Raw genomic sequence first — 26,578 nt, forward strand, 5'->3', positions numbered from 1 at the left:
CCCTTTTTGTGATATATCAGTAGGATATAAAATGTAACAAAATTATCTTATATTTTTATAAAATAATAAAAAACTCTTGTTAATTTGATATATAATAATATATGTGATATATCACATACCTGAAGGGGGAGTGGTGAGCAATGGGTTCTGAAAGGGAAACAGCGTCGCTGTCTGCAAAGGAACTTGTATTTCGTACTCTGAGGCAAAGAATCGTTGAAGGTATTTATTCTCCGGGAGAAAAAATATTGGACAAACAAATTGCAAGTGAGTTGGATGTGAGTCGGACACCAGTCAGAGAAGCTATTCAAGTGCTAGTAGCGCAACGGTTTTTGGATTCTTTTCCTCGGGTAGGTACGGTTGTCTCTACAATAAAAAAGGAAGATGTTTTTATGCTGTACCGTCCGTTAGCGGCTATTCAAGCGTTGGCGGTAGAGGTGGCAATTGAGAAGATCACCGCAGAACAGATAGCTGCGTTGTCTTTGCTGAACCGCGAGTTTCATGATGCTGTATCTCAACATAATACGCAGGCTGCAATGGAAGCTGATAAGGAGTTCCATGATGTCATTGTGACGATTGCTGACAATCCTTATATTACGGATGCGTCTGTGAACTTACAAATGCATGTCCAGAGATTAGAATACATTTTTTTCAAGCATGTGCCTATTTTTACGGAATCATTGTTGGAGCATGATCTAATCATCAATTCATTTCATCTTAGAAATCCTGTAATCGGGCGCGAAGCGATGAGCCGAAATTGGCATCGGCCGATGAATATACTATACCAATTGTTGCTGGAGCAAGAAAAAGATCATTTGCAGATATAAAGGGGGATATTTGGATGGAAACGTTTGTTTGGATAGGTAGTGTCATAATCATCATCATTATAACCTGGTTGTCTATATGGGTTATCAACAAAGGGTACTCCAGAAGATGGGAGGACGACAAGAAGTAGTCTAAAGGGCGCGAATGGGTAAGCCATGGGCTGGTGTGGAGGGATAAGAAGTGTGGTTTGTTTTTTCAGTATGTGCTGCTCTGTGCTTTGGCCTAAGAGGAATCCTGTATCAGTGGACTTCGCAACGACCGGTGGATCAAAATATCCTTCTATTTGGAATTTATGTGTCAGGGGCTCTTATTCCAATAGGGATTAATCTATATTTCAATCAGCCTTGGAGTTTCGAAGTTTGGCCGGGCGTTTTGATGGGGCTATTTTCCTTTATTGCAAACGCCGCTATGTTTAAAGGATATGCGGTAGGCAAGGCTTCAATTATTGCGGTTCTTACGGGATTTCCACCTTTAGTAGTTGCCCTGTCAGCCTATATTTTATGGGGGGAATCGCTCGATAACCTACAGATGGGCGGTTTCATCATATTAATTTTCTCGCTACTCGTCATTCGTTACGACAGAGAATTTAAAGTGGGCAAGCTGCAAGGGCTGAAATGGGGTTTGCTCACGATGTTCTTTTTTGGACTAACGGATGTGTCATCCAAACAGGCAACGCTGTTAGAAGCCGCAACCTTGCCTGTATTAACGATGATGTATGGTACAGGCGCTGTAGGCTTCGCAGGTCTTTATTTATGGAACAATTGGAAATCAAGTCGTAACAACATTGAAGACGAGAAGTTACGAATTGCAACGTACGGTCGCGCCACATCCGGATTGTGGGCAAAAAAGCACACTTTAATATGGGGCTTGTTTATCGGGATTTCCAATGTTGCCGGGATGATCTTTCTTATGTCAGCCTTCCGCTTGGGGACGACGGGCCTTGTTTCAGCTATCAGTTCGATGAACATCGTCATTGTGCTCCTCTATGCGCGCTTTTATTTGAAGGAAACGCTTGGTTTTAGAGTGGGGAGTGGTTTAACGCTTGCCTTGGTTGGTGTTCTGATCCTGAGGCTTGCCACATAATTGATGTTACTTGATGAGCCGTTGTTGTTTAGCGTCACAGTGTACTTTAAGAATGTGCAGTTTTATTTGGGTTGTATTCGAGATCTGTTTAGGGATTAACAGTGGATGTTGCTCTATAAACGATAGTTGCGAGGATATAACTCCCATGTGCGCTGCAGATGATATCCGGGAGGACATTACTAAAACAATGCAAAAGGGAGACTAATCCTCGGTTCTCATCAATTGCCGGAGCTGACGCCTTGATTCGAACAGTTATTTGAGGAACTGGGGTTGTTCCATGAGGATATCACCTTGTTCAAACGATTGTGCGTGACCGTATAACGCCATTATCGCTTTCATCGGATACACACTGGGTGAGTATTACATTTCTCTTGGTGGCAGCGCTCTGGGAACGGATTTGAACGAGAAGTTACGGGATACTGTGCCTTTCGAGTGTTTGCTTCAAGCAGTATGTCCGGTACTGGAGTCTTTCATCCAGAATCGGAAACGTAGTGAAGATTTCGGAAAGTATTGGCAGCGAGCGGGTGAACACGGTGGCTAATGATTTGGCAGGAAAACGGATAGCCGTTACCGGTTCCCGTAAAATTCGGGAACTTAGCGAAATTATTGAACGGTATGGCGGTGAGGCGCTCTTTCGCCCGCAACAAGAGCTACTAGTACTGCAGGAGCAGGAAGTGGAACAGGACTTGGAGCTTTATTGGAACAAGCAGAAAGAATTGGAGTTCGGGAGCGGCTGCTAGAACTCTTGAGAGATTCCAAAATTGGTGCCAGAGGATACAAAACCTCTGCTTTGCTGAAACAGAATGACATTCAGCCACTCGCTATGGATGAAGATGGCACGACTATAGGCTTAATTGAGGCACTGTGGAGGTATCCTTTTGCTGGTCAAGGCGTGGTAATTCAACTTCACGGAAAGCCTATGCCTGAACTTGTTTCTTTTTTTGAAAGACGGGGTGCGATCGTTCGAACTATACTGCCTTATCAGCAAGTGGCTCCTGAACCGGAGATGTCGCTCCGGCTTTGTCAGGAAATATTGGGAGAAGATTTGGATGCGGTTTGTTTTACAACCGCTGTTCAGGTACGTTACTTTTTCCAATATGTCAAAAATCATGGATATTATCTGGATATCAATAAGAAATTCCGCAATCGGGTACTTGCGGTGGCGGTGCCAAGAGCCTGCTCCTGTTGTTGAAGTAACGAGCAGGATAGTCCCAACTTGTGGTAATTGAGCGGTAATCATGCATAGGATGCTCGGAGGAACATCTAAATGTTTGAAATTAAACATGATATTTTTTAAGATGATACTCAAATATTGCGACACCGATCATACACAAAAACGGGCCGTACAGGGGCTTCCCCATGTACGGCCCGTTCTCGTTGTCGGCGATTTCTACCTTCTTCGGCGGAAGGTGGATCTTTCAAGTGTACCGTATACTCGGCACTCGGCGACCCGGTCTTGTGTTTCATGACGGTATCGCTTCTCAGATGCTGCGCTCACGTTCGGAATTTACGACACCAAATTCGAATGCAGCCGCATTTCTCTTCGGAAGCGTTTCCATTACGATTAGAGATGTCGACGGACAACTAGAGCTTGCTGTGCGGCAAGAGAAGGAGGAGATACAGCCAATGAGAAAAACGATGACGTTCCGCCGGGCGAGAACGAGGGAGCTAGTGTCCATCTACGCGATGGTCGGAGTGCCCTACTTGTTGTTCGCGACATTCGTGCTATTCCCGCTATTGTGGATTTTGCGCTATTCGTTCTACGATTACGACGGCGTCCGGGCAACGTTCGTCGGCCTAGAGAACTTCCGCGTGCTGATCGCCGACAAGGTGTGGTGGAAATCCGTCGTCAATACGCTGATTCTCACGTTCGGGTCGCTGGCGATCGGCATGCCTCTGTCGCTGCTGTTCGCAGTCATTCTGAACGGGAAGTTAAAGGGCAGAGTGGCGTTCCGCGCGATTCTGTACTTCCCGGTATTGATTAGTCTCGCGGTTGTCGGCATCATCTTCCGCATCATGCTGGCGCCGGATAACGGGATTATCAACGAGTTGCTTATCGCCGCGGGTCTGATAGACAAGCCGATCTACGTGCTCGCGACGGCTGGAGCTGCGTTGCTTACGCTCATTCTCGTCGAGGTGTGGCACGGCATGGGTTACAACATGACACTCATGCTCGCAGGACTGCAGCGGATCCCGGCCGAGCTATATGAAGCGGCTATCATTGACGGCGCGAACGAGCGGCAGAAGATGTTCTATGTCACAATCCCTCAGCTCGGGCCGATGCTGCAGATCATCATCATGTTACATGTACTAAACGGGTTGAAAATATTCGACCTGGTCAACGTATTGACGCGCGGTCAGCCGTTTCATGGTTCGGAGACGATAGTTACTTACATTTTCAACTACTTTTTCGAAATGGAAGGGTATCGCGCGCAGCAGGGCTACGCCGCTTCAGCTAGTGTTGTCGCGTTCCTGATTATCAGCATCGTGGCGCTAACCTATTTCAAGCTCAGCCGCCGGCTGTCCAACAACGAGTGAGGTGAATCCGCTATAATGACAGCCAATCCGAAGCTATACCGTGTCGCCGTTCGCGCGCTACTGTATATGATCGTCGCAGCCGCCTCGGTTATCGCATTGTTCCCGATCGCATACGTGTTCATGGCGTCGTTCAAGACAACCCAGGAGCTGCTTGCCGGCGGGACCAGGCTGCTGCCCCGCGATTTTACATTCGAAAATTATGTCAATGCATGGCAGGCGGCGAACTTCTCCCGCTATACACTCAATAGCTTGCTGTACGCCGGGATTGTAACCATGCTTACCGTACTATTCGCGACCATGATGGGCTACGTGTTCCAGCGCAAGTCGTTTCCTGGTAAACGCTTTATGCTGGGCAGCTTCTACTTCTCGATGTTCGTCGCCGGTGCAGTCACCATCTACCCCGTGTTCATTATCGTCGTACAGGCCGGATTGCACCGTTCTCTGCTCGGGCTCATCCTGGCGACGCTTGGCGGCAGTTCGATTTTGACGACATTCCTGGTCATAGGGTATCTGAAGGGCATTCCCAAGGAGCTCGACGAGTCGGCGATCATCGACGGATGCGGCACGTTCGGCGTATATGCCAAGGTCATCTTTCCCATCATCACGCCAGTCGTCGGCGTCGTGACTCTGGTTACGTTCCAGAGCACCTGGAACAGCTACATGCTGCCGCTGGCACTGACTCTCACCGTGCCGGACAACCGGCCGCTGTCGGTTGGCGTCACCTCTCTCGCTTACGTCTCCGGACCCCAGGGCGGAACGCAATGGGATCTGCTGATTGCCGGTACGTGCATGTCGATTATCCCGATCGCCATCGTCTACTTGTGGGCGAACCGATTCTTTATCGGCGGCATTACAGCCGGGGCGCTCAAGGGCTGATGATTTATCTGATGCGCGATATGTCTGCCCTTCGGTATGTGTACGTACCGTGGAGCTGCATATATAATGAAATTAACCAAGGAGGAACTCAACAGGCATGAGAAAGACACGCAAAAAAGGATGGTCATCGCTCGCGGCAGTCATGCTGACGCTAACGCTCGTGTTGGCGGCATGCTCGGGGGGCAACAACAGCAACAACGGAACGACGAGTCCGTCGGTCAGTCCGACTTCGTCCGGCAACGAGGAACTGAATCAATCGCCGCCAAAGAGCGCGGGACCGAAGACAAAGATTAAATTCTGGGCCCATCAGAACAATCTGAAGGACAAGATGACCGAACTCATCGCCGCTTATAACGCTTCCAATACGGACGGCATCGAAATCGAGCTGAATGTCGTGGCAGATAAATACAACGACGTGCTCAGTCTCGCCTTCACGAGCGGCGAAGGACCGGACATCTTCACGATTGCCGGACCTTCTGGTACGCGCAAGTGGGCGGACAACAAATGGGCCGAGCCGCTAAACGCTTATATTACGGATGAATTTAAGGCGCAATTGCGGGATGGCGTATGGGTAGGCAACAACAACGTTATCGGCGGCCAAATCTACACTCTGCCGGATGTGGCGACGACGATTCGTCTGTTGTACAACAAAGACTTGTTCAAGCAAGCGGGACTCGATCCAGAGAAGCCGCCGACGACTTTCGCCGAACTGGAAGATTATGCGAAGAAGATTAAGGAAGCGACAGGGGCGGCCGGCTACGGCCTGCCAATGGCCGACGGCTACAACATCGATATCTCGCTGCTTAACAGTATGGGCTATAACGCGATCGGCTCGGCGCGCGGGTTCGATCATAAGCAAGGCAAGTTCGATTTCACGGGATTCGCTCCGTTGCTCCAGCTGTTCACCGATATGCACAAGAACGGCAGCATGCTTGAAGGCGCGCTCCTCGTCAACGGCGATCAAGGCCGGGCGAAATTCGCCGAGGGGGCAATCGGCATGATTGGCGGCGCTTCATGGGATCCAGGAATTTATGCTTCGATGGATCTGAAGTTCGAAGTCGGCGTGGCCGATTTCCCGACGATCGACGGTACGGCCAAGGGCAAGCCCAATCTGTCCATCGGCTCCGGCTACATGATGTCGGCTGTCGCGAAGGACAAGGAAAAGGCATGGAAGGCGCTGGAATTCATCTACTCCCCGGAGTTTATGGGCGAGATCGTCAAGGTAGCGGGCGGATTGTCACTCGTGAAGGAAGTGGCCGACAATCCTGCTTACAAAGCCGACATCCCGATGCTCGAAGCATTTCAACCGACGCCGAGCGACGCTGTCTGGCCGCCGTTCCCTCCAGGCTTGAAACTGCAGGGCGATCCGGTGCAAAATGTGTTCATTCAAGTCATCAACGGACAACTGTCCGTCGACGACGCGATCGCGGACTTGAACAAGCGATACAATGAAGCATTTGAGCTCAGCATCTCCCAAGGCGCTTTCAAGCGGGAAGAATTTATGATGCCCGGCCTGGATCCGCTTGCATTGAAATAACGCGTTGCTCACGACGAAGGTCCGCTGGCCGTTACGGTCGGCGGGCTTCGCCGTGCGAACAAGAACAGACGGTGGAACCGTCGGAAAGGATCGATTTATGGGCGAGACGGAAATCGCGTGGCGAAAGGAATTGGAGGCAATCGTACACCGAATCGATCGGCTTATGCCGATCTATGGGACGGAGTTTCCCCATCTGGCGTGGAACGGGCGCTATTCGGAGCAATTGACCGTGGAAGGCAGCTGGACCGGTTCGTTCTGGACCGGCATGGTGTATCTCGCTGCACGGATAACTGGCGAGCGAAAATATATCGATTATTTGCTTGACTACTTGCCCGTGTACGACAAGCGGCTGAACGAAGGATGGCTCGATCACGATACCGGTTTTTTATTCCAATTATACGCGGTTCCGCTGTATAGGTCGACCGGAGACAAGCGTGCACGGGACCAGGTCGTGCGGGCGGCCGACGAGCTGCTGAAGCGGTTTAACCCACGCGGCGGCTTCATTCGCGCTTGGGGGAGACTGGACGACCCGGAACGGGCCGGGAAAATGATTATCGATTGCCTGCTCAATTTGCCGCTTCTTCACTCGGCAACGGCGCTGACCCTCAATCCGGCATACGCTGCGGCGGCCGAACGGCATGTCCGCAACGCGGCCAGGTATCAGATTCGTGCTGACGGCTCGACGCATCATACATTCGATTTTGAACCAGACAAAGGCGAACCGATCGGAGGCTTCAACGAAGGCGGATATGACGACGAATCGTGCTGGTCTCGTGGACAAGCGTGGGGCATCTACGGCTTCGTGTTGGCCTATGCGCAGACGGGCGACCGCTTGTACATGGAAGCGGCTCGGCGGCTCGCCGACTACTGGCTGGATGAGCTGCCGGAAGACGGCATCCCATCTTGGGATTTCCGGCTTCCGACCGGGTCTGCGTCACTCCGGGATTCGTCGGCGGCGGCGATCGCGGCGTGTGGAATGTTCGAGCTGCACGCGGCTTTGCGGGAATCGGGAAATGGGGGAGATCGCTACCGCGCTTGCGCGATACGGATGCTGGAGGCGCTGCGACTCGGCTATTCCACGGCACGCGGCGACGAATCGGAGGCAATGCTGAACGGCGTTTTCGGCCGGGTCAGCGGCGTCGAATACGAGCTTAACGCGATCTGGGGCGACTACTTCTACATGGAAGCTTTGCTGCTGGCTTGCGGGGAGCGGCCGAACATGTGGACGTCGACGAACGGCGGGTTCTGACGCTTATCCTGCAACCGGTATTGTCGACGAATTTGCGATTGCCATAGGACAACGATGAGCCTACAATGAGAGCCATCAAGAAGATGCCGAGGTGAAAGATGCCGCTATTTATCCGGTTGCTGCTATCGTTCCTGATTGCGATTCTCATCCCATCGCTGTTCATCGGACTGTTCTCGTATTGGAGAGTAAGCGCCGCCATCGAGTCGGAGGTCAGCAGCTCGGTCAATACAACGATACGTCAGGTGAACTTGAACCTTCAGACGCACATCCGCCAGGTGGTCGAACTGTCGACGGCCGTATACATTCATCCGACCGTGCAGCGACTGATGGGTCGCCAATCGCCGATCGACGGGACGGAGCTTCCGGAAGAAGTCCGGAATCTGCAATCGCTACTGTCGAGCGTGACCAACTATCAGAAGCTGTATAAGGTACGTCTATACTATCGATTCGATGAGCTCGTCCCCCCTGGCTTCGAGATCCCCGAGCTGCGGCCGATCGGCGCACTGGAGGCGCTACCGGACTTTGCCGCCGCCGCGGCCGCCCGCAATGGGATGAACTGGTCTGCCGGACAGGCTATTCCTTCCGGAGCCGCTCACGAGCTGACGCTATTCCGAGTACTGAAGGGGATGTCGGATGAACGCGAGCTCGGCGCGATCGCGGTCAGCATGCCGGAGCGCAACATATGGGACATTCTAAAGGACGTGAAGATCGGCAGAACAGGATTCCTGTTCATCGCCGACAGTACGGGCCATGTCGTCTCCCATCACAACCCTTCGCTGATCGGGAGCGATTTGTCCGGGAAGCCTTACTTCAAACGCGTCTTGGAGAGTGCCCAGGGGAACTTTCGCATCTCGATCGACGGAAGTCCGTATCTGTTCGTCCACCAGACGATAGAGGGAACGGACTGGAAGCTCATTGGCTTCGTGCACACAAAAGAACTGACGAGCCGGATCGAAAGCATCCGTGTCGCCGCGATTACCGCAGCGCTGGTCGGATTCGGGCTCGCGATCGCCTATTCGGCTTACACCTCCGGGTGGTTCGCGAAGCGCATCGGCAACTTGATCAAGGCGATGCGCCGGATCGAGGGCGGCGATCTTGGCACACAATTAAGGCTCGATGAACGCCGGAAGGATGAGATCTCCCAGCTATACGTGCATTTCAACCGCATGTCGGCCGAGCTGAAGGAATACGTCGAGACGATCGGCCGGACGAACGCCCGGATGCGATCGGCAGAGCTGAAGGCACTACAGCATCAGATTAATCCACATTTTCTATACAACACGCTCGACGCGATTAATTGGATGGCGGCTACACGCTACAAGGCGACGGATATTAGCGCCATGGTGACGGCGCTGGCCCGGCTGTTTAGACTAAGTCTGAACAAGGACAACGAGTTGACGACGATCGGTCACGAGATCGAGCACGTCCGATGCTATGTTGCCATTCAGAAGATTCGGTTCGACAACGATTTCGACCTAGAAATCGATATCGATCCCGGCTTGGAGTCGGAAACGATATTGAAGCTGATCTTGCAGCCTTTGGTCGAGAATGCCATTCTTCACGGCTTCAAGGATTTGTCGGTTCCGGGCAAAATCGTCGTTTGCGCGCGGCGGAAAGGTCACGCAATCGAATTGGCCGTCATGGACAACGGCAGAGGCTGTGACGCGGCGTTCTTGAACGGGATGCTGGCGACCGATGCGGCCTCTCCGACGGAAGACGAAACGGAGGAGAAGAGCCCGGCATTACGGATCATGGGCTCGGGAAGCGGCTATGGCCTGCGCAATGTGAATGAGCGGATCCGACTGTATTACGGGGAGTCGTACGGCATACGCTTCGAATCCGCCGGACAGACCGTCGGCGGAACGACCGTGCGCGTCACACTGGCTACCCTTACCCCCGGTCAGACGGCGGTGTAACGGAGTGCTGACACTCAGAGATCCAGATGTCAGGAGAGATCATAATGATCAAGCTGTTGATCGCGGACGACGAGAAAATGATTCGCGAAGGTATCCGGCGTATCGTCGATTGGCGGGAATATGGCGTCGAAGTCGTCGGGGTGGCCGTCGATGGCGATCACGCGTGGCAGGCGTTCGTAGAGCACGGTCCTGACATCGTCATCACCGACATCCGCATGCCGGGAAGAAACGGGCTAGAGCTGACTCGCAACATCAGAGAATCGGGCGACGAAGCGAAAATCGTTATCCTCAGCGGCTATGAAGATTTCGGCTTTGCGCAGGAAGCGCTTCGGCTAGGCGCCGCCGATTATCTGCTCAAGCCGGTCATGCCGGACAGTCTAGTGGCGCTGGTGCTCGAGCTTTGCGAGGCGATTCGCAGGGAGCGCGAGGATCGGGAACAGGCGAAGAGGCAGCGGGATCAGTTCGAGGCGAGTCTGCCCTTGCTCCGGGAGCGGTTCTTACAGGAGCTGTCTCTCGGACGATGGTCCGACGGCCGCGCGCTGGCGGAACGGATCGAATTGCTGCGGCTGGGACTTCGACCTGACGGCCGTTACTGGACGGCTGCGGTCGAGCCGGATCGCCTGGAACCGGCTTCGGAGGACGATGTCGATGCCATCGAGCCTCTGCTGCGGCTGCAGGCGGTGGAGACGCTGGCAGCATCGGTCGGCGAGCGGGGTGCGGCCTTCGCTTACGGGGCAGGCACAATCGGCTTGATCGCTTCCATCGCCGAAGGAGAAGAGAACGGGGAGCCCGAGCAGGAAGCCATGATCCGATTGTGCAAGGAACTGCAAGCGACGATGGAGCGTCAGCTCGGGTTCGGCTCCACGATCGGGATTGGGACGGCCGTCGACGGGTTGCGCGGCGTCGGCGGGTCGTTGCGCGCCGCGATCGAAGCGTTGCGGTACAAGGCGATACTCGGCGCAGGACAAGTGATGGCATACAGTGAAATCGCGTTGGAGGGTGCGGGATCGAATGCGGATTCGGCCGACTCGATCGAGGTCTGGTTGCCCGGCAACGACGCCGAAGAAGCCGAGCGCGAGCTCGTATTCGCCGTGAAGTCCGCAGATGATGCCGGACTGGACGAGCGTCTCGACCGGCTGCTGGCCATTGCGGCCAATCGCAAGGACACCTCCTATGCGCTTGCCGTCTCCATGCGACTGCTCGGCGTAATGGCGCCGGAACTGGCGGCGTTGCCTTACTCGTCGCCAGTCGTTTTCGGCGCGGATTACGAGCTCTGGATCAAGCTGAGGCACTGTTCCTCGCTGCCGGAGCTGAAGCGGGAATTGAAGGGGATACTGCTGGAGCAGATCGCGTTGGTCCGCCAATGCCGCGATCGGTCAGAGCCTCGGCCCCAACAATGGTTCGAGACGACCGTCGAATACTTGCGCGAGCATTACAATGAACCGCTTAGTCTCCGCAAGCTGTCCGAGCTCGTGTACTTGTCGCCGAACTATATTTGCAGTCTGTTCAAGGAACATACCGGCCGCAACATCAGCGACTACTTGACGCAGCTGCGTATCGAGAAGGCCAAGGAGCTGCTGGGCGAACAAGGCATCAAGGTATACGAGGTGGCACACCGCGTGGGATACGCGGACAGCCGGTACTTCAACAAGCTGTTCAAGAAGCATACGGGCATGAACCTGTCCGACTACCGCAACGCGCGCTGACTCTGTCGGCGCGCGTTCGCATTCCGGTCAAAATCCGAATGCCGTCCTACCAAATGAGAATCGGACCTCATTTACGAAATCGCCGCCATTCTTTAAGATGGGAACTGGATGGAGGTGATTAAACATTGTAAGCGCTATCAATACTTGAAGGGATGTGACAAGACATGTTTCGTAAACTATGCAAGTTCGTCATCAAGTCGGTTGCAGGTATGGCCATTCTGGTATCGGTTGCGCTCGGTCCTGCCGGGACGGCGCAGGCAGTCGACGCAACCGGACATCTGACCGATGCCGAGCTGTTCGGTGAATGGGATGGGGCAATGTCCGTATGGACAACTGAAGGTAAGCTGAACTACGCATACAGTCCGAATCTGGCGCCGGTCGAATCTGCAGTGAAGCTGGGCGACTACGCTCTGGCTAAGGAACGTTTGCTGGACTATTACCGAAACCGCGAAGGGTTCTCGGCATTCCCGCTCCTTGCCGACGGCACTTATCACGCCGATCTGATCTCGGACAACATCATCTGGCGGTCGGGGGGGAACGTGACGCCCGAAGCCGAATTCACAGTCGGTGAAACGACAGGCGCTTATGAGGTCGACGTGACGAACGCGGTTCGCGCCACGCTTGGATCGGGACAGAAGGACATCGGTTACTTGCTGATGGGCCGCCACAAGAGAGATTCGGCGCTGGCGGAGTTCCATAGTAAGGAAGGCCTGCACGCGCCCGTACTGGAGATCGAGACTGGCGGGGGTCCGACGGTCGTTGTCCCTGCCTACCAGGATACTTATATCCGCGCCGGTTCCTCATACGAAGGGCAAGCGTACGGTTCCGCTCCGACGCTATACGTACAGGACAGCGGCATCGCCGCAGGAGCGCCGATCGACGACGCCTCGCGCCGCGCCTACCTGTCGTTCCGTTTGCCGGACACGTTGAGCGGGCCGATCGTATCCGCCGCCCTGCGTCTGTATGGACAGGCTTCCCCGGGTTCGGGCGGCATGGACATCCTGCTCTTGCGCAATACGTTCGGTTATGCCGAGTCTACGCTCACATGGAGCAATGCAAGCTCGGAAATTTTCTCTTATGAAGGTTTGCCGGGAGGGCCGGACTGGGTCAATCCGCGGGGCGCTTATAACGAGTACTTGTGGATCATTTCCCGATTCCCGTTCTTCGGCGCGATTGTAGGTGCATACGCCGCAACCGGGGACGAGAAGTACGCGGAGCATACGGTCCGGCTGCTGTCCGATTTCATCGCCCAGCCGAACGCTTATCTGGCGCCGACTACGGGGCAACATCGACGCAGCATCGACGTCTCTTTCCGACCGTATGTCGTGCCCCGGATTCTGGAGCATCTGTATCCCTCCGAAGCGCTTACGCCGGAGGCGATGACCGAGCTGCTTAAGAACATGTGGCAATCCCTCCACTGGCTGAATTTCGATCCGCTGGCCCAAGGCGGCTTCAACTGGTCTCTGATCGAGGCAAAAGGAGTATACGCCGGGGCGCTGTATTTTCCCGAGTTTACGGAATCGTCTGTCTGGATCGACACGCAGAAGAGACGGATCGACCGGCAGATGGCTGCGCTGCTGCATCTGGACGGCGGATATTCGGAAGCCTCCTACAATTATTCACTCGTCGCGATGCAGGTGTTCTGGGACTTCAAACGGCTCGGCGACCTGTACGGGGACGAGATGACGGAGTCTTTCGCCACCAATACGCTGAAGCTGGCTCGCTTTATGATGGATTTCACTTTACCGAACGGCTATAGCCCGGTATATGGAGACGGAGCGTATGCCCGCTCGCTCGATACGTTCCGCCAGATCGCGGAGGCATTCGGCGACGAGGAGCTGTTGTACTTCTCCACGCTTGGCGCCGCAGGAAGCGAGCCCGGGCATACGAGCAGCCACTATCCGGATACGAAGCAGGTAACGATGCGGACAGGCTGGGAGGAAGACGACCGCTACCTGTTGTTCACAAACAGCGCGGGACCGCACGGCCATATGGACCAGAACGCCGTCATCGCTTACGCGTATGGCCAAGTGCTGCTCACGGACACCGGAGTGAACGATTACCTGTTCTCGAATCCGGTGTCGCGCTGGCAATTCGACTCTGCAGAATCGCATAATACGATCTCTATCGGCGATCGGCTCCAGGCGAAGCACCACAATACGGCTTCGGTCAACGAGGATACGATCGACCGGTTCGTCTCCAACGCCGAATTCGACTTCAGTGAAGGGACGTCGTACTCGACACCCGGGTTCGAGCATACGCGGTCGGTGTTGTTCGTCAAGCCGAACTACTGGATCGTATCAGACCGAGTCTCAAGCCTGCTCGCGCCGGGCACGCACGTCTACGAGCAAAACTGGCATACGCTGCCTGGCGCCAATCCGACGATGGACCCCGTCACAAAGACGGTCAACACGAACTTTGCCGGCGGCACGAATATCCGGATCGTTCCTTCGAATCCGGCAGAGTTGAGCGGGGCGGAGCTGAAGGACGGCTGGTACGGCGCGACATCGGCTCCGAATACAAAGTTTGCGAAATACTCGCGGACATCGGCGAGCCCCGTGACGTTCGATACGGTGCTGTATCCAACGGCGCCCGGCGTGACGCGCGACGTGGAAGCGACGGCGCTGGCCGTGTCGCCCGCCGATCCGCTCGCGACCGCGATGGATATCGAACTGGGCGACGGAGGACGCACCGCATCCTATTATATTTCGCGGGACCGGACGCCCGACCGGACGAGGGCGTTCGGCAATTATTCCTTCGACGGAAAGCTTGTCTATGTGGAGCGGGATGCGTCGGATGCGATCGCCGCCGTGTCGTTGGTTGCAGGCAAGACATTGCTCGAAGATGGGGAGCCGATCGTGCGATCGAACGAGCCTGTTGAGAGTATAGCGGCAAGGTGGGAAGACGGCACACTGCATCTGTCGGGCGAACGGCTGACGCCGTCCGACGATCCGGAAGCGGCCATAGCCATCCGTGCGCTGGGAGCGTCGAGCGTGACGCTGAACGGCGTACCGATTCCGTTCGCATCGGCGGACGGCTACGTGTACGCGGTTCGGTCGGCCTCCTTCGACTATGAGCTGGGGAGAGACTTCAGCGGCCATTCGGGAGCGGGCGGCTGGCAATACACGTCCGCAACTTCGACGCCCCAGCCGCTGCAATGGCTGCCGGCAGGCCAGGGCGGATATAATTTTGGCACGGACGAATTCGATACGCTGCAGATGAAGGGGCATTGGCACCATATTTTGCACCAAGACCGGTCTTACTGGACCGTGACCGAGGTTCCCGGCAAGCTGCGCATCAAGGCGCAGAATGGCGATTTGTGGGGGGAGAGCAACAATCAGAAGAACTTGATTCTGCAGACGCCGTTCTTCCCCGACTACCTGGTCGAGACCAAGGTCGCCTTTGAGGCGACGCACAATCATCAGGCGGCAGGGCTACTCGTCTATTTGAATGACGATTACTATCTCAAGTTCGACCGCGCGTACAATTCTGCGCTCGGCGGTCCGGTCATCCGACTCGTCAAGGAATTCCAGACGACGCCCGATAGGATCTACCGAAGTACCGATGCGTACGTCGCCGACCCGCACGTCGGCTCCGAGATCTATCTGCGCCTGACGAAGCGAGGGCTGACGATGAAGGCGGAATATAGCGGAGACGGTACGGAATGGACGGCTCTCGGCTATGAGTTTCCGATTCCATCCGACGTCATGAAGATCGGCCTGCATGCGATGAACACGAACTCGACAACCGTGCGCAACGCCGACTTCGACTACTTCCGGGTAACGCAGCTGCTGCCCGAGCGCTGGGTGCAGTCCGGCAATGCGGCCTCGTCTCCGATCGTGACGGCCCGCTACATGATTCCCGGCTCCGTCGTCGACGCAGTACAGCGTTGGATGGCGCCGGCCGACGGCTACGTCCATTTGGCGGCGACAGTCGCCAGCCAGAACGCGTACACGAGCGGAGACGGCATGCAGGCGCGTGTACTTCGCAACGGCGAGAACGTATGGCCGGCAAGCGGTTGGCAGACGATCGGGCGTACGGACACGACCGGATACGCCATATCCGAGATTGTGCCGGTGGCGAAGGGGGATGTGCTCTCCTTTGTGACAAATCGGGTGGCCAATGCGCAGTACGATGTGGCGAAGTGGAACGTTCGGCTGTCGATGTTCCCTCATGCGACCGCGATGCTGGGCGATTTCACGGGCGGAGACACCGAGGGCTGGACGCCTCTCAACGCCTCCCGTTGGCTGGCGGACGCGCAGGAGGGCGTGTACACAATCGACTCGACGGGGTATGCGCCGCAGGCTAACGGACGGCCGGGCGAATATGCGCTGCTGGAAAGCGAATCAGCGGACAGTTTCCGTCTGTCGCTCAAGCTTCGGCTGGACGACGACACGGAGACGAATCCGCAAGCCAATGCCGTCGTACTGTTCAACTACCGGGACGAAGGCAACTATTACTTCCTGCAGCTGTCCGACGACGGTTTGAATATGCTGCTATACAAGGTGACCGGCGGCGCGGCCCGCGTCATCGCCAGCTCGAATGCAACCGATCGGCTCTCGGACAACGGCTGGCATACCGTCGCGATCGACCGCGACGCCGTCAGCGGCACGATTGTCGCGACGCTCGACGGAGCGGTTCTTGTCCGGGCAACCGATAAGGCTCATAAGGGCGGACGGATCGGGATCGGCTCGATGGACAGCGGAGCTTCGTTCGACGACGTCGGATTCGTTAACGTCCCACTCTTGCCGCGGGAAAGTGCGACGCCGGTGACAGTGGCGGTCACTTCGCCCGCCGCGCCGGGGGCCGCCGGGTGGTTCACGGAGCCGGTAACGGTATCACTCGAGGCTGCGGACACGGGCGGCGGCAACGGCGTACTTTACACCGAGTACAGGATCGGCAACGGCGACTGGTCGCTCTATGAACAGCCATTCGTTCTAATGGAAGGCGATCACCAGGTCGTCTACCGCAGCCTGGACGCGGCCGGCAATTTTGAGCCGGAGCGCACGCTGACGGCAAGTGTCGACCTCACTCCGCCGAAGATCGTCATTCAAGGCGAGTCGTCCTATTTGATCGATCAACACGTCAAGATCGGCTGTATAGCGGAGGACGCGCTGTCGGGCATCGCGGATTCGCCGTGCGACGAACCGCTCGTCGATGCACCGGCATACAGACTCGACTCCGGGCTGCATGAAGCGAGGGTGTCGGCCGCTGACCGCGCGGGCCATACGGCGGACGCGGCTGCGACCTACGCGGTTTCATTCGACTTCGACAGTCTGTCATCGTTGACCGGTACGTTCACCGCCGAGTCGAGCGCCCCCGGCGCGGAAGCGCTGAAACAGTCTCTGCAAGCGAAGCTGGCCGATGCGAAGGAAGCCGCCGAAGATCAGGACGGCCATTCGGCCCGTGCTGGGTTGCAGGCGTATGCCGCGGAGGCTGCGGGCGCGTCTGGCGGCATCCTGTCTGCAGAGCAAGCGGACGCGCTCGTCCGCTGGGCGCAGACGCTGGCCGCAGCGACGCCGCTGGCGGCAGGCGCGCCAGGCAAACCGTCGCTGTCGGACACGAGCGGCCACGCTACGGGATTACAAGACGGCAACTACACAGTCGGCTTGAACATGTGGTGGGGCAATAACGGTACTAGCTACAAGCTGTACGAGAACGGCACACTGATCGCAAGTTCGACGCTCACGGACGGATCTCCGAACGCGCAAGTCGCGTTGACGGCCATCCATGATCGTCCGAACGGCACTTACGTCTATACTTGCGAGCTGACGAACGGTTACGGCACGACGCTGTGTGATCCGCATTCGGTCGTCGTGACCGACGCCGATCCGGGCATACCCGTGCTCTCCCATGACAATTGGGACGAGGACGGAAGTTTCAGGGTGAAGATGAATATGTGGTGGGGAACGAATGCGACGTCCTACCAGCTCTACGAGAACGGCGTGCTTATCGATGAGCAGACGTTGAGCGCAAATACGCCGCAGGCGCAGTCCGCGTTCACGGAGTTGACTGAACGACTGGCGGGCATATACGTATACCGGGCCAAGCTCCGCAATGCGCAAGGAACGAAGGAGAGCGCCGAAATGTCGGTAATCGTCAATTAAACGGGAAAGAAGCCGGAACGAGCGTCAATACGTTCCGGCTTCCCATTCTGAAGTATAAGACCATTCAGTTGCCATACGCGTCTAATAGTCAAGAATTTATTGAAAAAGCAGATTCCCTGGGCAATTCCGTTAGGAATAAAGGAGATGGACATGACATTGGAAAAAGGTATCTTGAAGCGGATTCGCGCAATAAGCGAGAAGATGAAGGAAGGATCGTGGAAGCTTGGGGCTCACGAGGAAGGACCAATCGAATTAGAGCTGAAGGTGGGCCCATCTTTTGTGCTGGACCGGAGTAACCAATGGTACATCCTGCCCATGGATAACGAAAACAAAGCCATTGCGGGCACGGGTTACGCATGGGTGCTGCCGGCTGATCCGGACTCCCCCGACCATTCCTGGCTGATTAAGGCAGATGGGGAGATCCAATTGACTCACGACCAAGAGTCGATCATCGTCCGGGTAAACGCTGAAACGTGCAAACTGCTTGCTTACGAAAGCCGTCCTCAAGCCGATAGCTTTGGCAAAAGGTTTCAGTTAGAGTTCGAACATGGCGAGAAGTTGGCGCATAGCCTTGCTTCTCTCTACTGGGGGACCATGCTGCCATCGGTTATTGAACGCACACGCGCTTTGAACTATCCGATAACGGAAGGTTATGTTCTTAGCACACTGCACTCGACGTACAGCGGGACTTATCCCGATGTGGATCATGAATTTCAGATCAAAGGGCGTATGAGCTGGGGCAATGAGCTGGATTACGACGTCGTCCGCCGGATGATTGAACTGCAAATCAAGCTGATGAAAGAAGATCCCGAAGGACTATGGCGCGATCCATGCGCGATCCAGCCAAACGGGGACAGGGAATATCACGTTCGCCGCAGCAGTCTCGACGGCTCGACCAATGCGATTATGTTCCTGATTACGGGTAATGTAGAAGTATTGGAATCGGCTTGGCTCTATGCCGCGGCTACGAAAGATATGGATTGGCTGCGCCTCCACATCGAGGCGCTGGAAGGTGCCGCTTCCTGCATCGAAGATCAGATGGACCGGTACGGCAGGCTTTGGTCGGATGTTTATTACGAAGACCAGGTTATCAAGGATGGCCGTGAGACATTTGCAACGGCACTAGCCGCACATTCCTTTAACCTGCTGGCCGAGCTGGAGCATCGATTGAGACGAGATGAGATGGAAACACACTATAAGAAAGTTGCCGCTATTCTTGGAAGCAGTCTGGCAAAACCTCTGCCGATGGGCTACTGGGACGAGGCGAATCAGCGTTTCGTAGATTGGGTGGACCGGAGTGGCGTGGCGCATGATCATATTCATTTGCTTGCTAATACCCTGCCGGTTCTGTTCGGATACACTTCGAAGGAACAAGAAGAGAACGTTACCGCGCTTGTAGATGAGCATATGGATCAATTCCAGCGCTTCCCTACTTTTCTAGCGGCTCATATCGACCATTATACGGATGCTGAGATCGGTGACGGCGGACCATACGATTTATGCGCGGCGGGTCGTTATTGGTGCTGGGATGCAGCGTACTGGACATGGAAGAAAAACGGCAAAGTGTTGCTGGGGCAGCTGATGCGCGTGGCAGAGCAGGCGGCAAAAGAAGGCTACGTCATGGGCGAGCGTTATGACATGAATTATGTTTATTATATCGATGATAAAGATTGGCATGGCGCAGCGCATTATTATGAATATCCGTGCGTGTATTCATGGGTTCTGATCCATGAGTATCTGGGCATTCGCCAGACGTTCGAGGCAGACCTGCAAATCTCTCCTCGATTAGTGAATACCGGCAAAGTTCTCCTTGAGCAGAATGAATTCCAGCTGAGCTACGAATACGAAGAGAATGCCTTCAAGGCCGTAATTGGATTTAGTGACATATGTATAAAATACGGGTTTTGTGAAATAGTACCCCTTAAAAAAGTCAAAACCAACACTTTATTGCATACCGCGTCGCACCTTTGCGTTATCGAGTTCAATTTCAGACGCGTAGCTTCAGCCTCTGGCGTTGCCACTACTTTGTAGCCAGCATCATTACTGCGCTGTTGGAAACAACAGTGCAAAAAGAGACGCCCGGAGGGCGGCGGGTGGGCCGCTCTCCGGGCGTGTTCGCAGTGCTGCGCTTCTGTTTTTGTGGCAGGCTGTAGCGCGGCTATGGAGCGGCTTCACAGTTAGTTTACCGGGTCGGATTATACCCGCCTTTTCTCGGCAACAATTCCTCAAAGTCACAAGAGGCTATCGCACTACAGCCTTCTTGCCACAAACGTTCCAATAGCATCCCTACTTCAGAAATATAAGCGTCCTTGTTGCCGTCGATACTAGGTTCAATTTCAATATAATACTTTGAAAATAGGAATCCATCGAGCTTATCTATTTTTTTTACCGAGTCGTATTCATCATTTTCTGCTATCCCGATATCACATTGCTCTGTTTGAATACTCCATCGCTCAATGGTTCCGTGAAGTGTTTCTGCAGCAAGAGTAACAAGGGTTTCTTTTGTCATTTCAGCGTCAGCGAAAACCTTACAAAATAGATCCATGCTGTCGTCTAGCATTCCCTCACCTCGCCTTGACAATGGAATCGAAGGGCCGTTATTAAAGCTTCCACCTGCTTTTATAATGGAAATATCCACCTTCATTCCAAGCTCTTTTTCTAACTGAATTCGTAGACTACTTAAACCTGCTTGAATCTTTCCTGTGTCAATCGCATGTAACATCGTTCTTTCTTTAGAAGAGCCTGGGTTGGGGGTTTTAAAGCGTTGGGTAATTAACGTATTGAACTCTTCAGGTGAAACCCGGACCGCAATATCAATATCAGAGTCTACCCTAGCCGTTCCCCCAGCCCTACTACCTTGAACATAAATGTCATCACTTATAGAACCGACTCTTTGTCTTATCAGGGTCGATGCGTTGCCAAACTGCTCGGATGTTAGTCCCTGCGGAACCATCATTTTAGTCCAAGTGATTTGTTCACACTTGACCTGGAAATTGTTGCGGGCGGTAGGCGCCCCTTTGACCCAAAAGAGCAAGTGATTAGGGTTCGCTGTCAGGCAGGGCTCACCCGGAGACAGAAAACAAAGCGGCTTTCACGTTGATAAACTCGTTCTGCTGGGCGCTTGCTAGTCTTTCCAATCGCTTGAGACGGGCTGTGAGCGGGAGCGCCGCCTTTCATTAAGGGGCGGTATCCCATTTTAATGCTGTCAACGGCGGGCTGAAAGGCTACAAGCAGCTTCGGCAGTTGGCTTTATGGGCATACACGGTTTGTTTACCACTGAAGATTCAAGGCCTTAATAAGTTTATATTTCTACAAGCAAGACCCCTTCGAGAAAGGAATCTAAGCTTTCGATGTTTAACCAAGGAGGTTCTGTTTCTCTGATGGCGTGAAATCTCAATACGGCATCCTCCCCGTCAAACGTTAGAATCAAAAGAAGTTTCTTGGTTTTGTGAAATTCTTTATACAAGCCTGCCTCCCACAACCTCATGATTTTCAGGGCAATCCTCAATACCTCATTTGGATGATCCTCGGTGACTTCAATGAGATCATTTAAATGAACGTGATTGTGGTTAGCTTCAAAACCTGTCCTATCCGGAATGAATGTCGTTGGCTTGAAGCTTGCGGGTAAAGAGTCAGTCTCATCGTTTTCTAAAAGTACACACTCATTCCATTCAATAAATTGCGGAAATATGACGTACTCATAACCTGGTAGTTCAATAGAGTATGTTTCTCCTTGAAGTAAGCGATCTAATTCCGCAAGATATTCTTGCATCTTCTTATTGATTATCAATATTCACACCTCACCTAGGAACATATGCGCCTTCGCCCAAGTACTGAGTAAGCCCTACATTCAGTTTTTTCACAAATGTTGAATCATTGAGCATATCATTAACTTTTTTTGGAGCGAGAGCTCCATTTGAATCAACGAAGGCCCCTTTTTCAGGATCAAATAAATATTTATTATTGTTGGCGTCCTGATAGTGTATTTGTCCTGGACGTTGTCCTGGATTTGGATTTTCGACATCGATTCTCGCCTTACTACCTTGTTCCTTCCAAACAGTTTTGCTGGTGACTTGTGTCCCTTTCGCCCCGAACATTTCACCTTCGCCAAATAACTGTAGGTTCATCTTTAGCGAGCCAGAATTCCCCGCACTCTCTGCTTAAAGCCTTTCAAAAACAAGCTGTCCCGACCTCGTTTCAGAAGCTTTTTGAAAAACGAGGGGGTCGAATTTCGTTTTTCCATTTTTTTGAGCGGCTGATACCAGTTTATCATAGCAGCATCCGCTCAGTCTTCGTGCTTCTCGTAGGGAACATAGGCCGTCTTGTTCTTCATCATGCCGTAGATCACGTTCACCGCCCGCCGCATCACGCACACCAACGCTTGCGGCTTCGTCTTGCCTTCTTGCACTTTGCGGTCGAAGTAGTCGCGGAACACCGGATGACGCGCCTTGCCGCCTTTGGATATGACGACGAGTTGCACGGCTAGGAAGTAGAAGATGCCGTGAAGCTCGCGATTGCCCTGCCTGCTCCGCTGTTCTTTGCCCTTGCCTGCCGTGCTGAACCAGACCGGAGCAACGCCGGAGAACCGCGCCAGCTTGTCGGCTTTCGGGAAGCGGTTAATGTCCCCGATTTCCGAAGTGAGCCGAGCGGCGGTAATCAGGTTAATGCCGGGCATCGTCTCCAATTGGTAGCCGGTAAGCGGCAGCAACTTACGCAGTTCGTCGTCTACAGCGTCCCGTTGTTCGCCGGTATGGCGCAGTTCCTTGACGATGTTGGACGTAATGAAATCGCGCTCCGTCTGGAAGTCGCGGCTTAGGTGTCCGTCCTGTTTCACCAATTCAAGTATCTGCTCCGCTTTGCGAGTCGAACAGGCGTTGCGGCTTGCTTCCCGCAGCTTCGCAGCCAGCGATTCCGCCGTTTCCGCCCACAGCTTGCTAGGCGAAGGGTAGCTCTCCCAGAAGGTGAGTGCTGCCTTGCCGTCAAGCTCGCTGAAAAATTTGCGGTAGCTCGAATAGCTGCTCGTCAGTTGGGCGTGCAGTTGGTTTTGCAGGATGGAATACCGTTTGGACAGCGAGTCCCGGCGTTTGACGAACTGCCGGATCGTCCAGAAGATGTCCGGCTGGTCAGCGTCCGGTAGCTTGTCCAGCATATCGCGCAAGATACGGGCGATGCAGTAAGCGTCATAGTCGTCGTTCTTATGCACCGTCGGGGCGCTTAACCGAACGGCATGGGTGTACGCCGGGTTCACGGTCTTGACGGTATACTTGTGTCCAACCAAAAGCTTGCCGCACATCGCTTTCACTTTGAGAACGAACGAATCGAAGGCGTTTGGGCGGTTTTCGAACGTGATATGACCCAAGTCGTTCATCCAACAGTCGATAACGACGGCGGTATGTGTCTCTTTGTGCATGTCGATGCCGACATACGCCGTATTGCGTTTGTCGTAAATAGTTCCACGCTCCTTTGTATGCGTCCTCCCCAGACCTGCCGGCAATCTCAGCTTATGAACGTTAGCCTCGCGGCTCGCAAGAGTGCGACAACCTATCCAGACTTGGGGCGACCGTCTGCAAGGGCAAAAGCCCTCACGTATCCCGCCTGCCGCGCAGGAAAGATACGTCAATGCTTTTGCGGCAGGGGTGAGCCGGAAGGCTCACCCTTGCTTCATCTTCCATACGCGCGTCCATCCCCGGGGAACAAGCGTCTCGTCCGTGAACGCCTTGGCGTTGTAGCGCGAACGCACCTGACGGCTGCGAATGCTCTCGATGACGACCTTGCCCGGACGAACGATAATCTTCTTAATCCAGCCGCCGGTAAGGCGCTTCTCCCATACTTCCGTCGCGCAGTTGGCGAAGTACAGCCGCAGTGCCGCTTCAATAACGGCGTTCGCGCCGTCCAGTTCGTCCTGCTCTGCCTTCTCCTTCGCCAGCGCGAGTAAGTCCCGGTCGATGTTCGTCGTATACTTGACCCTTGCCATGTGAATCGTCTCCTTCCAGCAGTCGAATCGTCAGTTCGCCGGGCTTCTCGACAATCTCCACCCGGCTTCCGGCGGCGAAGCCCAGCGCCTCCAACCACTTGCCCTGCACCCGAATGAACGGCGCTTCGACATCCTGATACTGCGCGTTCCGGTATAGGAACGCCCGCGATACGGTTAATTGGCGCATACAATCTTCTCCCCTCGAATGAGGGAACGGCAGGGAGCGCAGGATGAAGCCTACACACCCGGCATGGTATAATAAGGCCAAGTTGCGGTGGCAGCCGAATGGCTGCGCGTGTAGGTAGCCCAATTACCTGCATGAGCCGGCAAGTGGTGGAACACTTGCCGGTCACGGCAACTCCTTGCGTATTCCCCGTATTAGAACAGCAGGCGGTACAATGCGGCGATGCCGTGCCAAGCGGTGCCGACTATGACGACCGCCGCCAAGATGCTGCCGACCGCGCGGCCTATGCCGCTCTCCTCCAACACACGCACCCAGTACATCCGCATTCCTCCTCTGCTCTCATGTCACGGCCTAAACACCGCCTTGATTCGGATTTGTCAACGATTGATTTCCGGTTTGGGATTGCCGCCTCTTCGAATACTGGCTTTAGGATCAGCACTCATCGTTCAAGACGCCCCAACGGTCAATAGTTTTGGGACAAGCCCGGTTCCCTCGCTCTTCGTGCCTTTCGCTTGGAGACTGGATACGTCTCATGCCGGATGGCTTCTGTTCTTCGATGCTTCTTCATCCTCCGGTTAACGGCTTGCCCGCCTTTCGATTCTCTTTCCTTTCTGACACTTGTGTAGCAAAGCGGCCTGTTTCCGAATCTCCCCTTCCTCGTCTGCAAAGGAGGTTGAACGAACTGGAATATCGCCTCCCCAAAGAAACCGTCGGCTTGTTTACCTCTGCCATCCACCATACGATCAAAGTCCCGTCAAAACCTCTTCACTTATTCCGCTTCCTTGCAACCGCATCCATGCAGAATAAGTGAAGACGCCAACCTCTCACTCTCCTAAACACCGCCTAAACAAGCCGACCTCCGGTTTCTTCGAACCCGATATTCCAGCATTCGTTCAGCCGCAATTGGCAGATTCTTGGGGAGATCCATTACAGACCGCTTCACCATACAAGTCCGTCAGGAAGTTAGAAAATCGAAAGAAGGGCAAGCGGTGTTACCCGCAAAAGAAGAAGCAAGAAGAACAAGCCATCCGGCATGAAAGTATCCTCCTTCGGCAAGAGAAAGGCGCGAAGCGATTAGGGGAACCGGGGTTGTCCCAACCATTGGCCGCTTTGGGGCGGCGTTGGACGATGGCGTTGATCCTAAAGCCCGTGCCGTTAATGGATGTTCAGCTTTCAATGCCGATTTACCAAACCTATGTCGCCAGGAACGCCAATCGGTGTTGAACGAAAACAGGACGAATCCTTCTCCCGAACAGAACGAACAGGACTTATTGCCGCTATCTCCCCCTTCTCCCGATCACGCTGCCGTAGCAGCGAACAGGAAATTTGAGATAGCGAAAATAAGTCCTGACTTCCGTTCATAGGTTATTCGTCTTGTTGTCGTTCAAGAGGCATGAAGAAGCCGAATCCTTTCCCGATTAGAACGTACAGGGCTTATTGCCCGTTATCCTCCCTTCTTCCGATCACGCTGCCCACAGGCAGCGACAGGGAAATCAGGATAGCGGAGAATAAGCCCTGATCTTCGTTCACAGGCTCTTCGGTTCTTCTTCATGCCCACCGATTGGCGTGACTTTCGGCGACTACTTCCGGTAAATCCAATTGAAAGTTATGCATACATGACCGGCACGATCCGCTTCGAAGCAGCAATCCCGAACCGGAAATCAATCGTTGACAAATCCGAATCAAGGCGGTACAAACGGCCGGACATGAGAGCAGAGGAGGAATGCGGATGTACTGGGTGCGTGTGTTGGAGGAGAGCGGCATAGGCCGCGCGGTCGGCAGCATCTTGGCGGCGGTCGTCATAGTCGGCACCGCTTGGCACGGCATCGCCGCATTGTACCGCCTGCTGTTCTAATACGGGGAATAGCAAGGAGTTGCCGTGACCGGCAAGTGTTCCACCACTTGCCGGCTCATGCAGGTAATTGGGCTACCTACACGCGCAGCCATTCGGCTGCCACCGCAACTTGGCCTTATTATACCATGCCGGGTGTGTAGGCTTCATCCTGCGCTCCCTGCCGTTCCCTCATTCGAGGGGAGAAGATTGTATGCGCCAATTAACCGTATCGCGGGCGTTCCTATACCGGAACGCGCAGTATCAGGATGTCGAAGCGCCGTTCATTCGGGTGCAGGGCAAGTGGTTGGAGGCGCTGGGCTTCGCCGCCGGAAGCCGGGTGGAGATTGTCGAGAAGCCCGGCGAACTGACGATTCGACTGCTGGAAGGAGACGATTCACATGGCAAGGGTCAAGTATACGACGAACATCGACCGGGACTTACTCGCGCTGGCGAAGGAGAAGGCAGAGCAGGACGAACTGGACGGCGCGAACGCCGTTATTGAAGCGGCACTGCGGCTGTACTTCGCCAACTGCGCGACGGAAGTATGGGAGAAGCGCCTTACCGGCGGCTGGATTAAGAAGATTATCGTTCGTCCGGGCAAGGTCGTCATCGAGAGCATTCGCAGCCGTCAGGTGCGTTCGCGCTACAACGCCAAGGCGTTCACGGACGAGACGCTTGTTCCCCGGGGATGGACGCGCGTATGGAAGATGAAGCAAGGGTGAGCCTTCCGGCTCACCCCTGCCGCAAAAGCA

General features: G+C 54.5%; 22 protein-coding genes. 15 read left to right on the forward strand and 7 right to left on the reverse strand.

The genetic code is table 11. The annotated features are described in order from the left end of the window. The first annotated feature begins 140 nt into the window (after nt 1-140). The 12 genes from J4772_RS13730 to J4772_RS13785 all read left to right on the forward strand — a co-directional run bounded on the left by J4772_RS13730 (nt 141) and on the right by J4772_RS13785 (nt 19,865). Nucleotides 141-824, forward strand: a complete 684-nt coding sequence (locus J4772_RS13730) for a GntR family transcriptional regulator (RefSeq protein ID WP_209075640.1) — start codon at nt 141-143, stop codon at nt 822-824. A 178-nt stretch (nt 825-1,002) separates the two neighbouring features. Next, nucleotides 1,003-1,905, forward strand: a complete 903-nt coding sequence (locus J4772_RS13735; RefSeq protein WP_209075641.1) for an EamA family transporter — start codon at nt 1,003-1,005, stop codon at nt 1,903-1,905. A gap of 533 nt (nt 1,906-2,438) precedes the next feature. Next, a complete protein-coding gene (locus tag J4772_RS13740) occupies nt 2,439-2,645 on the forward strand; it encodes a hypothetical protein (RefSeq protein WP_209075642.1) in 207 nt (68 codons plus the stop codon). After that, nucleotides 2,603-3,097, forward strand: coding sequence for a uroporphyrinogen-III synthase (locus tag J4772_RS13745; RefSeq protein ID WP_209075643.1), 495 nt, complete (start codon nt 2,603-2,605; stop codon nt 3,095-3,097). Before J4772_RS13740 ends, J4772_RS13745 begins: the two co-directional genes overlap by 43 nt. A gap of 434 nt (nt 3,098-3,531) precedes the next feature. Continuing rightward, nucleotides 3,532-4,443: a carbohydrate ABC transporter permease gene (locus J4772_RS13750; RefSeq protein ID WP_209075644.1), complete on the forward strand. Its 912-nt coding sequence runs from the start codon at nt 3,532-3,534 to the stop codon at nt 4,441-4,443. A 15-nt stretch (nt 4,444-4,458) separates the two neighbouring features. Further along, nucleotides 4,459-5,319: a carbohydrate ABC transporter permease gene (locus J4772_RS13755; protein ID WP_209075645.1), complete on the forward strand. Its 861-nt coding sequence runs from the start codon at nt 4,459-4,461 to the stop codon at nt 5,317-5,319. A 97-nt stretch (nt 5,320-5,416) separates the two neighbouring features. After that, entirely contained in the window at nt 5,417-6,856 is a 1,440-nt protein-coding gene (locus J4772_RS13760; RefSeq protein ID WP_209075646.1) for an ABC transporter substrate-binding protein, read from the forward strand. Between the two features lie 52 nt (nt 6,857-6,908). Continuing rightward, a complete protein-coding gene (locus tag J4772_RS13765) occupies nt 6,909-8,105 on the forward strand; it encodes a glycoside hydrolase family 88 protein (RefSeq protein WP_209075647.1) in 1,197 nt (398 codons plus the stop codon). 98 nt (nt 8,106-8,203) lie between these two features. Next, complete coding sequence (locus J4772_RS13770; protein ID WP_209075648.1) at nt 8,204-10,021, forward strand: cache domain-containing sensor histidine kinase; 1,818 nt, start codon at nt 8,204-8,206, stop codon at nt 10,019-10,021. 44 nt (nt 10,022-10,065) lie between these two features. Beyond that, nucleotides 10,066-11,727, forward strand: a complete 1,662-nt coding sequence (locus tag J4772_RS13775; protein WP_209075649.1) for a response regulator — start codon at nt 10,066-10,068, stop codon at nt 11,725-11,727. A gap of 164 nt (nt 11,728-11,891) precedes the next feature. After that, nucleotides 11,892-17,834, forward strand: coding sequence for a heparinase II/III family protein (locus tag J4772_RS13780; protein ID WP_209075650.1), 5,943 nt, complete (start codon nt 11,892-11,894; stop codon nt 17,832-17,834). A 150-nt stretch (nt 17,835-17,984) separates the two neighbouring features. After that, nucleotides 17,985-19,865 carry a glucosidase family protein gene (locus tag J4772_RS13785; protein ID WP_209075651.1) on the forward strand — a complete coding sequence of 627 codons (1,881 nt, stop codon included), beginning with the start codon at nt 17,985-17,987 and terminating at the stop codon, nt 19,863-19,865. Nucleotides 19,866-20,016: 151 nt separating this feature from the next. Here the strand turns inward: J4772_RS13785 and J4772_RS13790 are convergent, their stop codons facing one another. The 7 genes from J4772_RS13790 to J4772_RS37330 all read right to left on the reverse strand — a co-directional run bounded on the left by J4772_RS13790 (nt 20,017) and on the right by J4772_RS37330 (nt 24,312). Further along, a complete protein-coding gene (locus J4772_RS13790; RefSeq protein WP_209075652.1) occupies nt 20,017-20,868 on the reverse strand; it encodes a nucleotidyltransferase domain-containing protein in 852 nt (283 codons plus the stop codon). 267 nt (nt 20,869-21,135) lie between these two features. Then, a complete protein-coding gene (locus J4772_RS13795) occupies nt 21,136-21,624 on the reverse strand; it encodes a hypothetical protein (RefSeq protein WP_209075653.1) in 489 nt (162 codons plus the stop codon). Between the two features lie 10 nt (nt 21,625-21,634). Next, nucleotides 21,635-21,961, reverse strand: coding sequence for a hypothetical protein (locus tag J4772_RS13800; protein ID WP_209075654.1), 327 nt, complete (start codon nt 21,959-21,961; stop codon nt 21,635-21,637). Between the two features lie 158 nt (nt 21,962-22,119). After that, the gene (locus tag J4772_RS13805) at nt 22,120-23,316 is read right to left on the reverse strand and encodes an IS110 family RNA-guided transposase (protein WP_371822899.1); all 1,197 of its coding nucleotides are present in this window, start codon (nt 23,314-23,316) and stop codon (nt 22,120-22,122) included. A gap of 168 nt (nt 23,317-23,484) precedes the next feature. Beyond that, entirely contained in the window at nt 23,485-23,808 is a 324-nt protein-coding gene (locus J4772_RS13810; RefSeq protein WP_209075656.1) for a hypothetical protein, read from the reverse strand. Further along, nucleotides 23,705-23,995, reverse strand: coding sequence for a SymE family type I addiction module toxin (locus J4772_RS13815; protein ID WP_209075657.1), 291 nt, complete (start codon nt 23,993-23,995; stop codon nt 23,705-23,707). The genes J4772_RS13810 and J4772_RS13815 overlap by 104 nt, the downstream gene beginning before the upstream one ends. A gap of 191 nt (nt 23,996-24,186) precedes the next feature. Next, nucleotides 24,187-24,312, reverse strand: a complete 126-nt coding sequence (locus J4772_RS37330; protein WP_256442715.1) for a hypothetical protein — start codon at nt 24,310-24,312, stop codon at nt 24,187-24,189. A 1,409-nt stretch (nt 24,313-25,721) separates the two neighbouring features. Here J4772_RS37330 and J4772_RS37335 point away from each other — a divergent pair. The 3 genes from J4772_RS37335 (at nt 25,722) to J4772_RS13825 (ending at nt 26,548) form a co-directional block, all read left to right on the forward strand. Beyond that, on the forward strand, nt 25,722-25,847 hold the full coding sequence (locus J4772_RS37335) for a hypothetical protein (RefSeq protein ID WP_256442715.1): 126 nt from the start codon (nt 25,722-25,724) through the stop codon (nt 25,845-25,847). Between the two features lie 190 nt (nt 25,848-26,037). Further along, nucleotides 26,038-26,328 carry a SymE family type I addiction module toxin gene (locus J4772_RS13820; protein ID WP_209075657.1) on the forward strand — a complete coding sequence of 97 codons (291 nt, stop codon included), beginning with the start codon at nt 26,038-26,040 and terminating at the stop codon, nt 26,326-26,328. Further along, nucleotides 26,225-26,548 carry a hypothetical protein gene (locus J4772_RS13825; RefSeq protein ID WP_209075656.1) on the forward strand — a complete coding sequence of 108 codons (324 nt, stop codon included), beginning with the start codon at nt 26,225-26,227 and terminating at the stop codon, nt 26,546-26,548. Before J4772_RS13820 ends, J4772_RS13825 begins: the two co-directional genes overlap by 104 nt. The last annotated feature ends 30 nt before the right edge of the window (nt 26,549-26,578 follow it).

It is taken from the genome of Cohnella sp. LGH, from assembly GCF_017671885.1.
In the GTDB taxonomy this organism is placed as follows: Bacteria; Bacillota; Bacilli; order Paenibacillales; family Paenibacillaceae; genus Cohnella; species Cohnella phaseoli.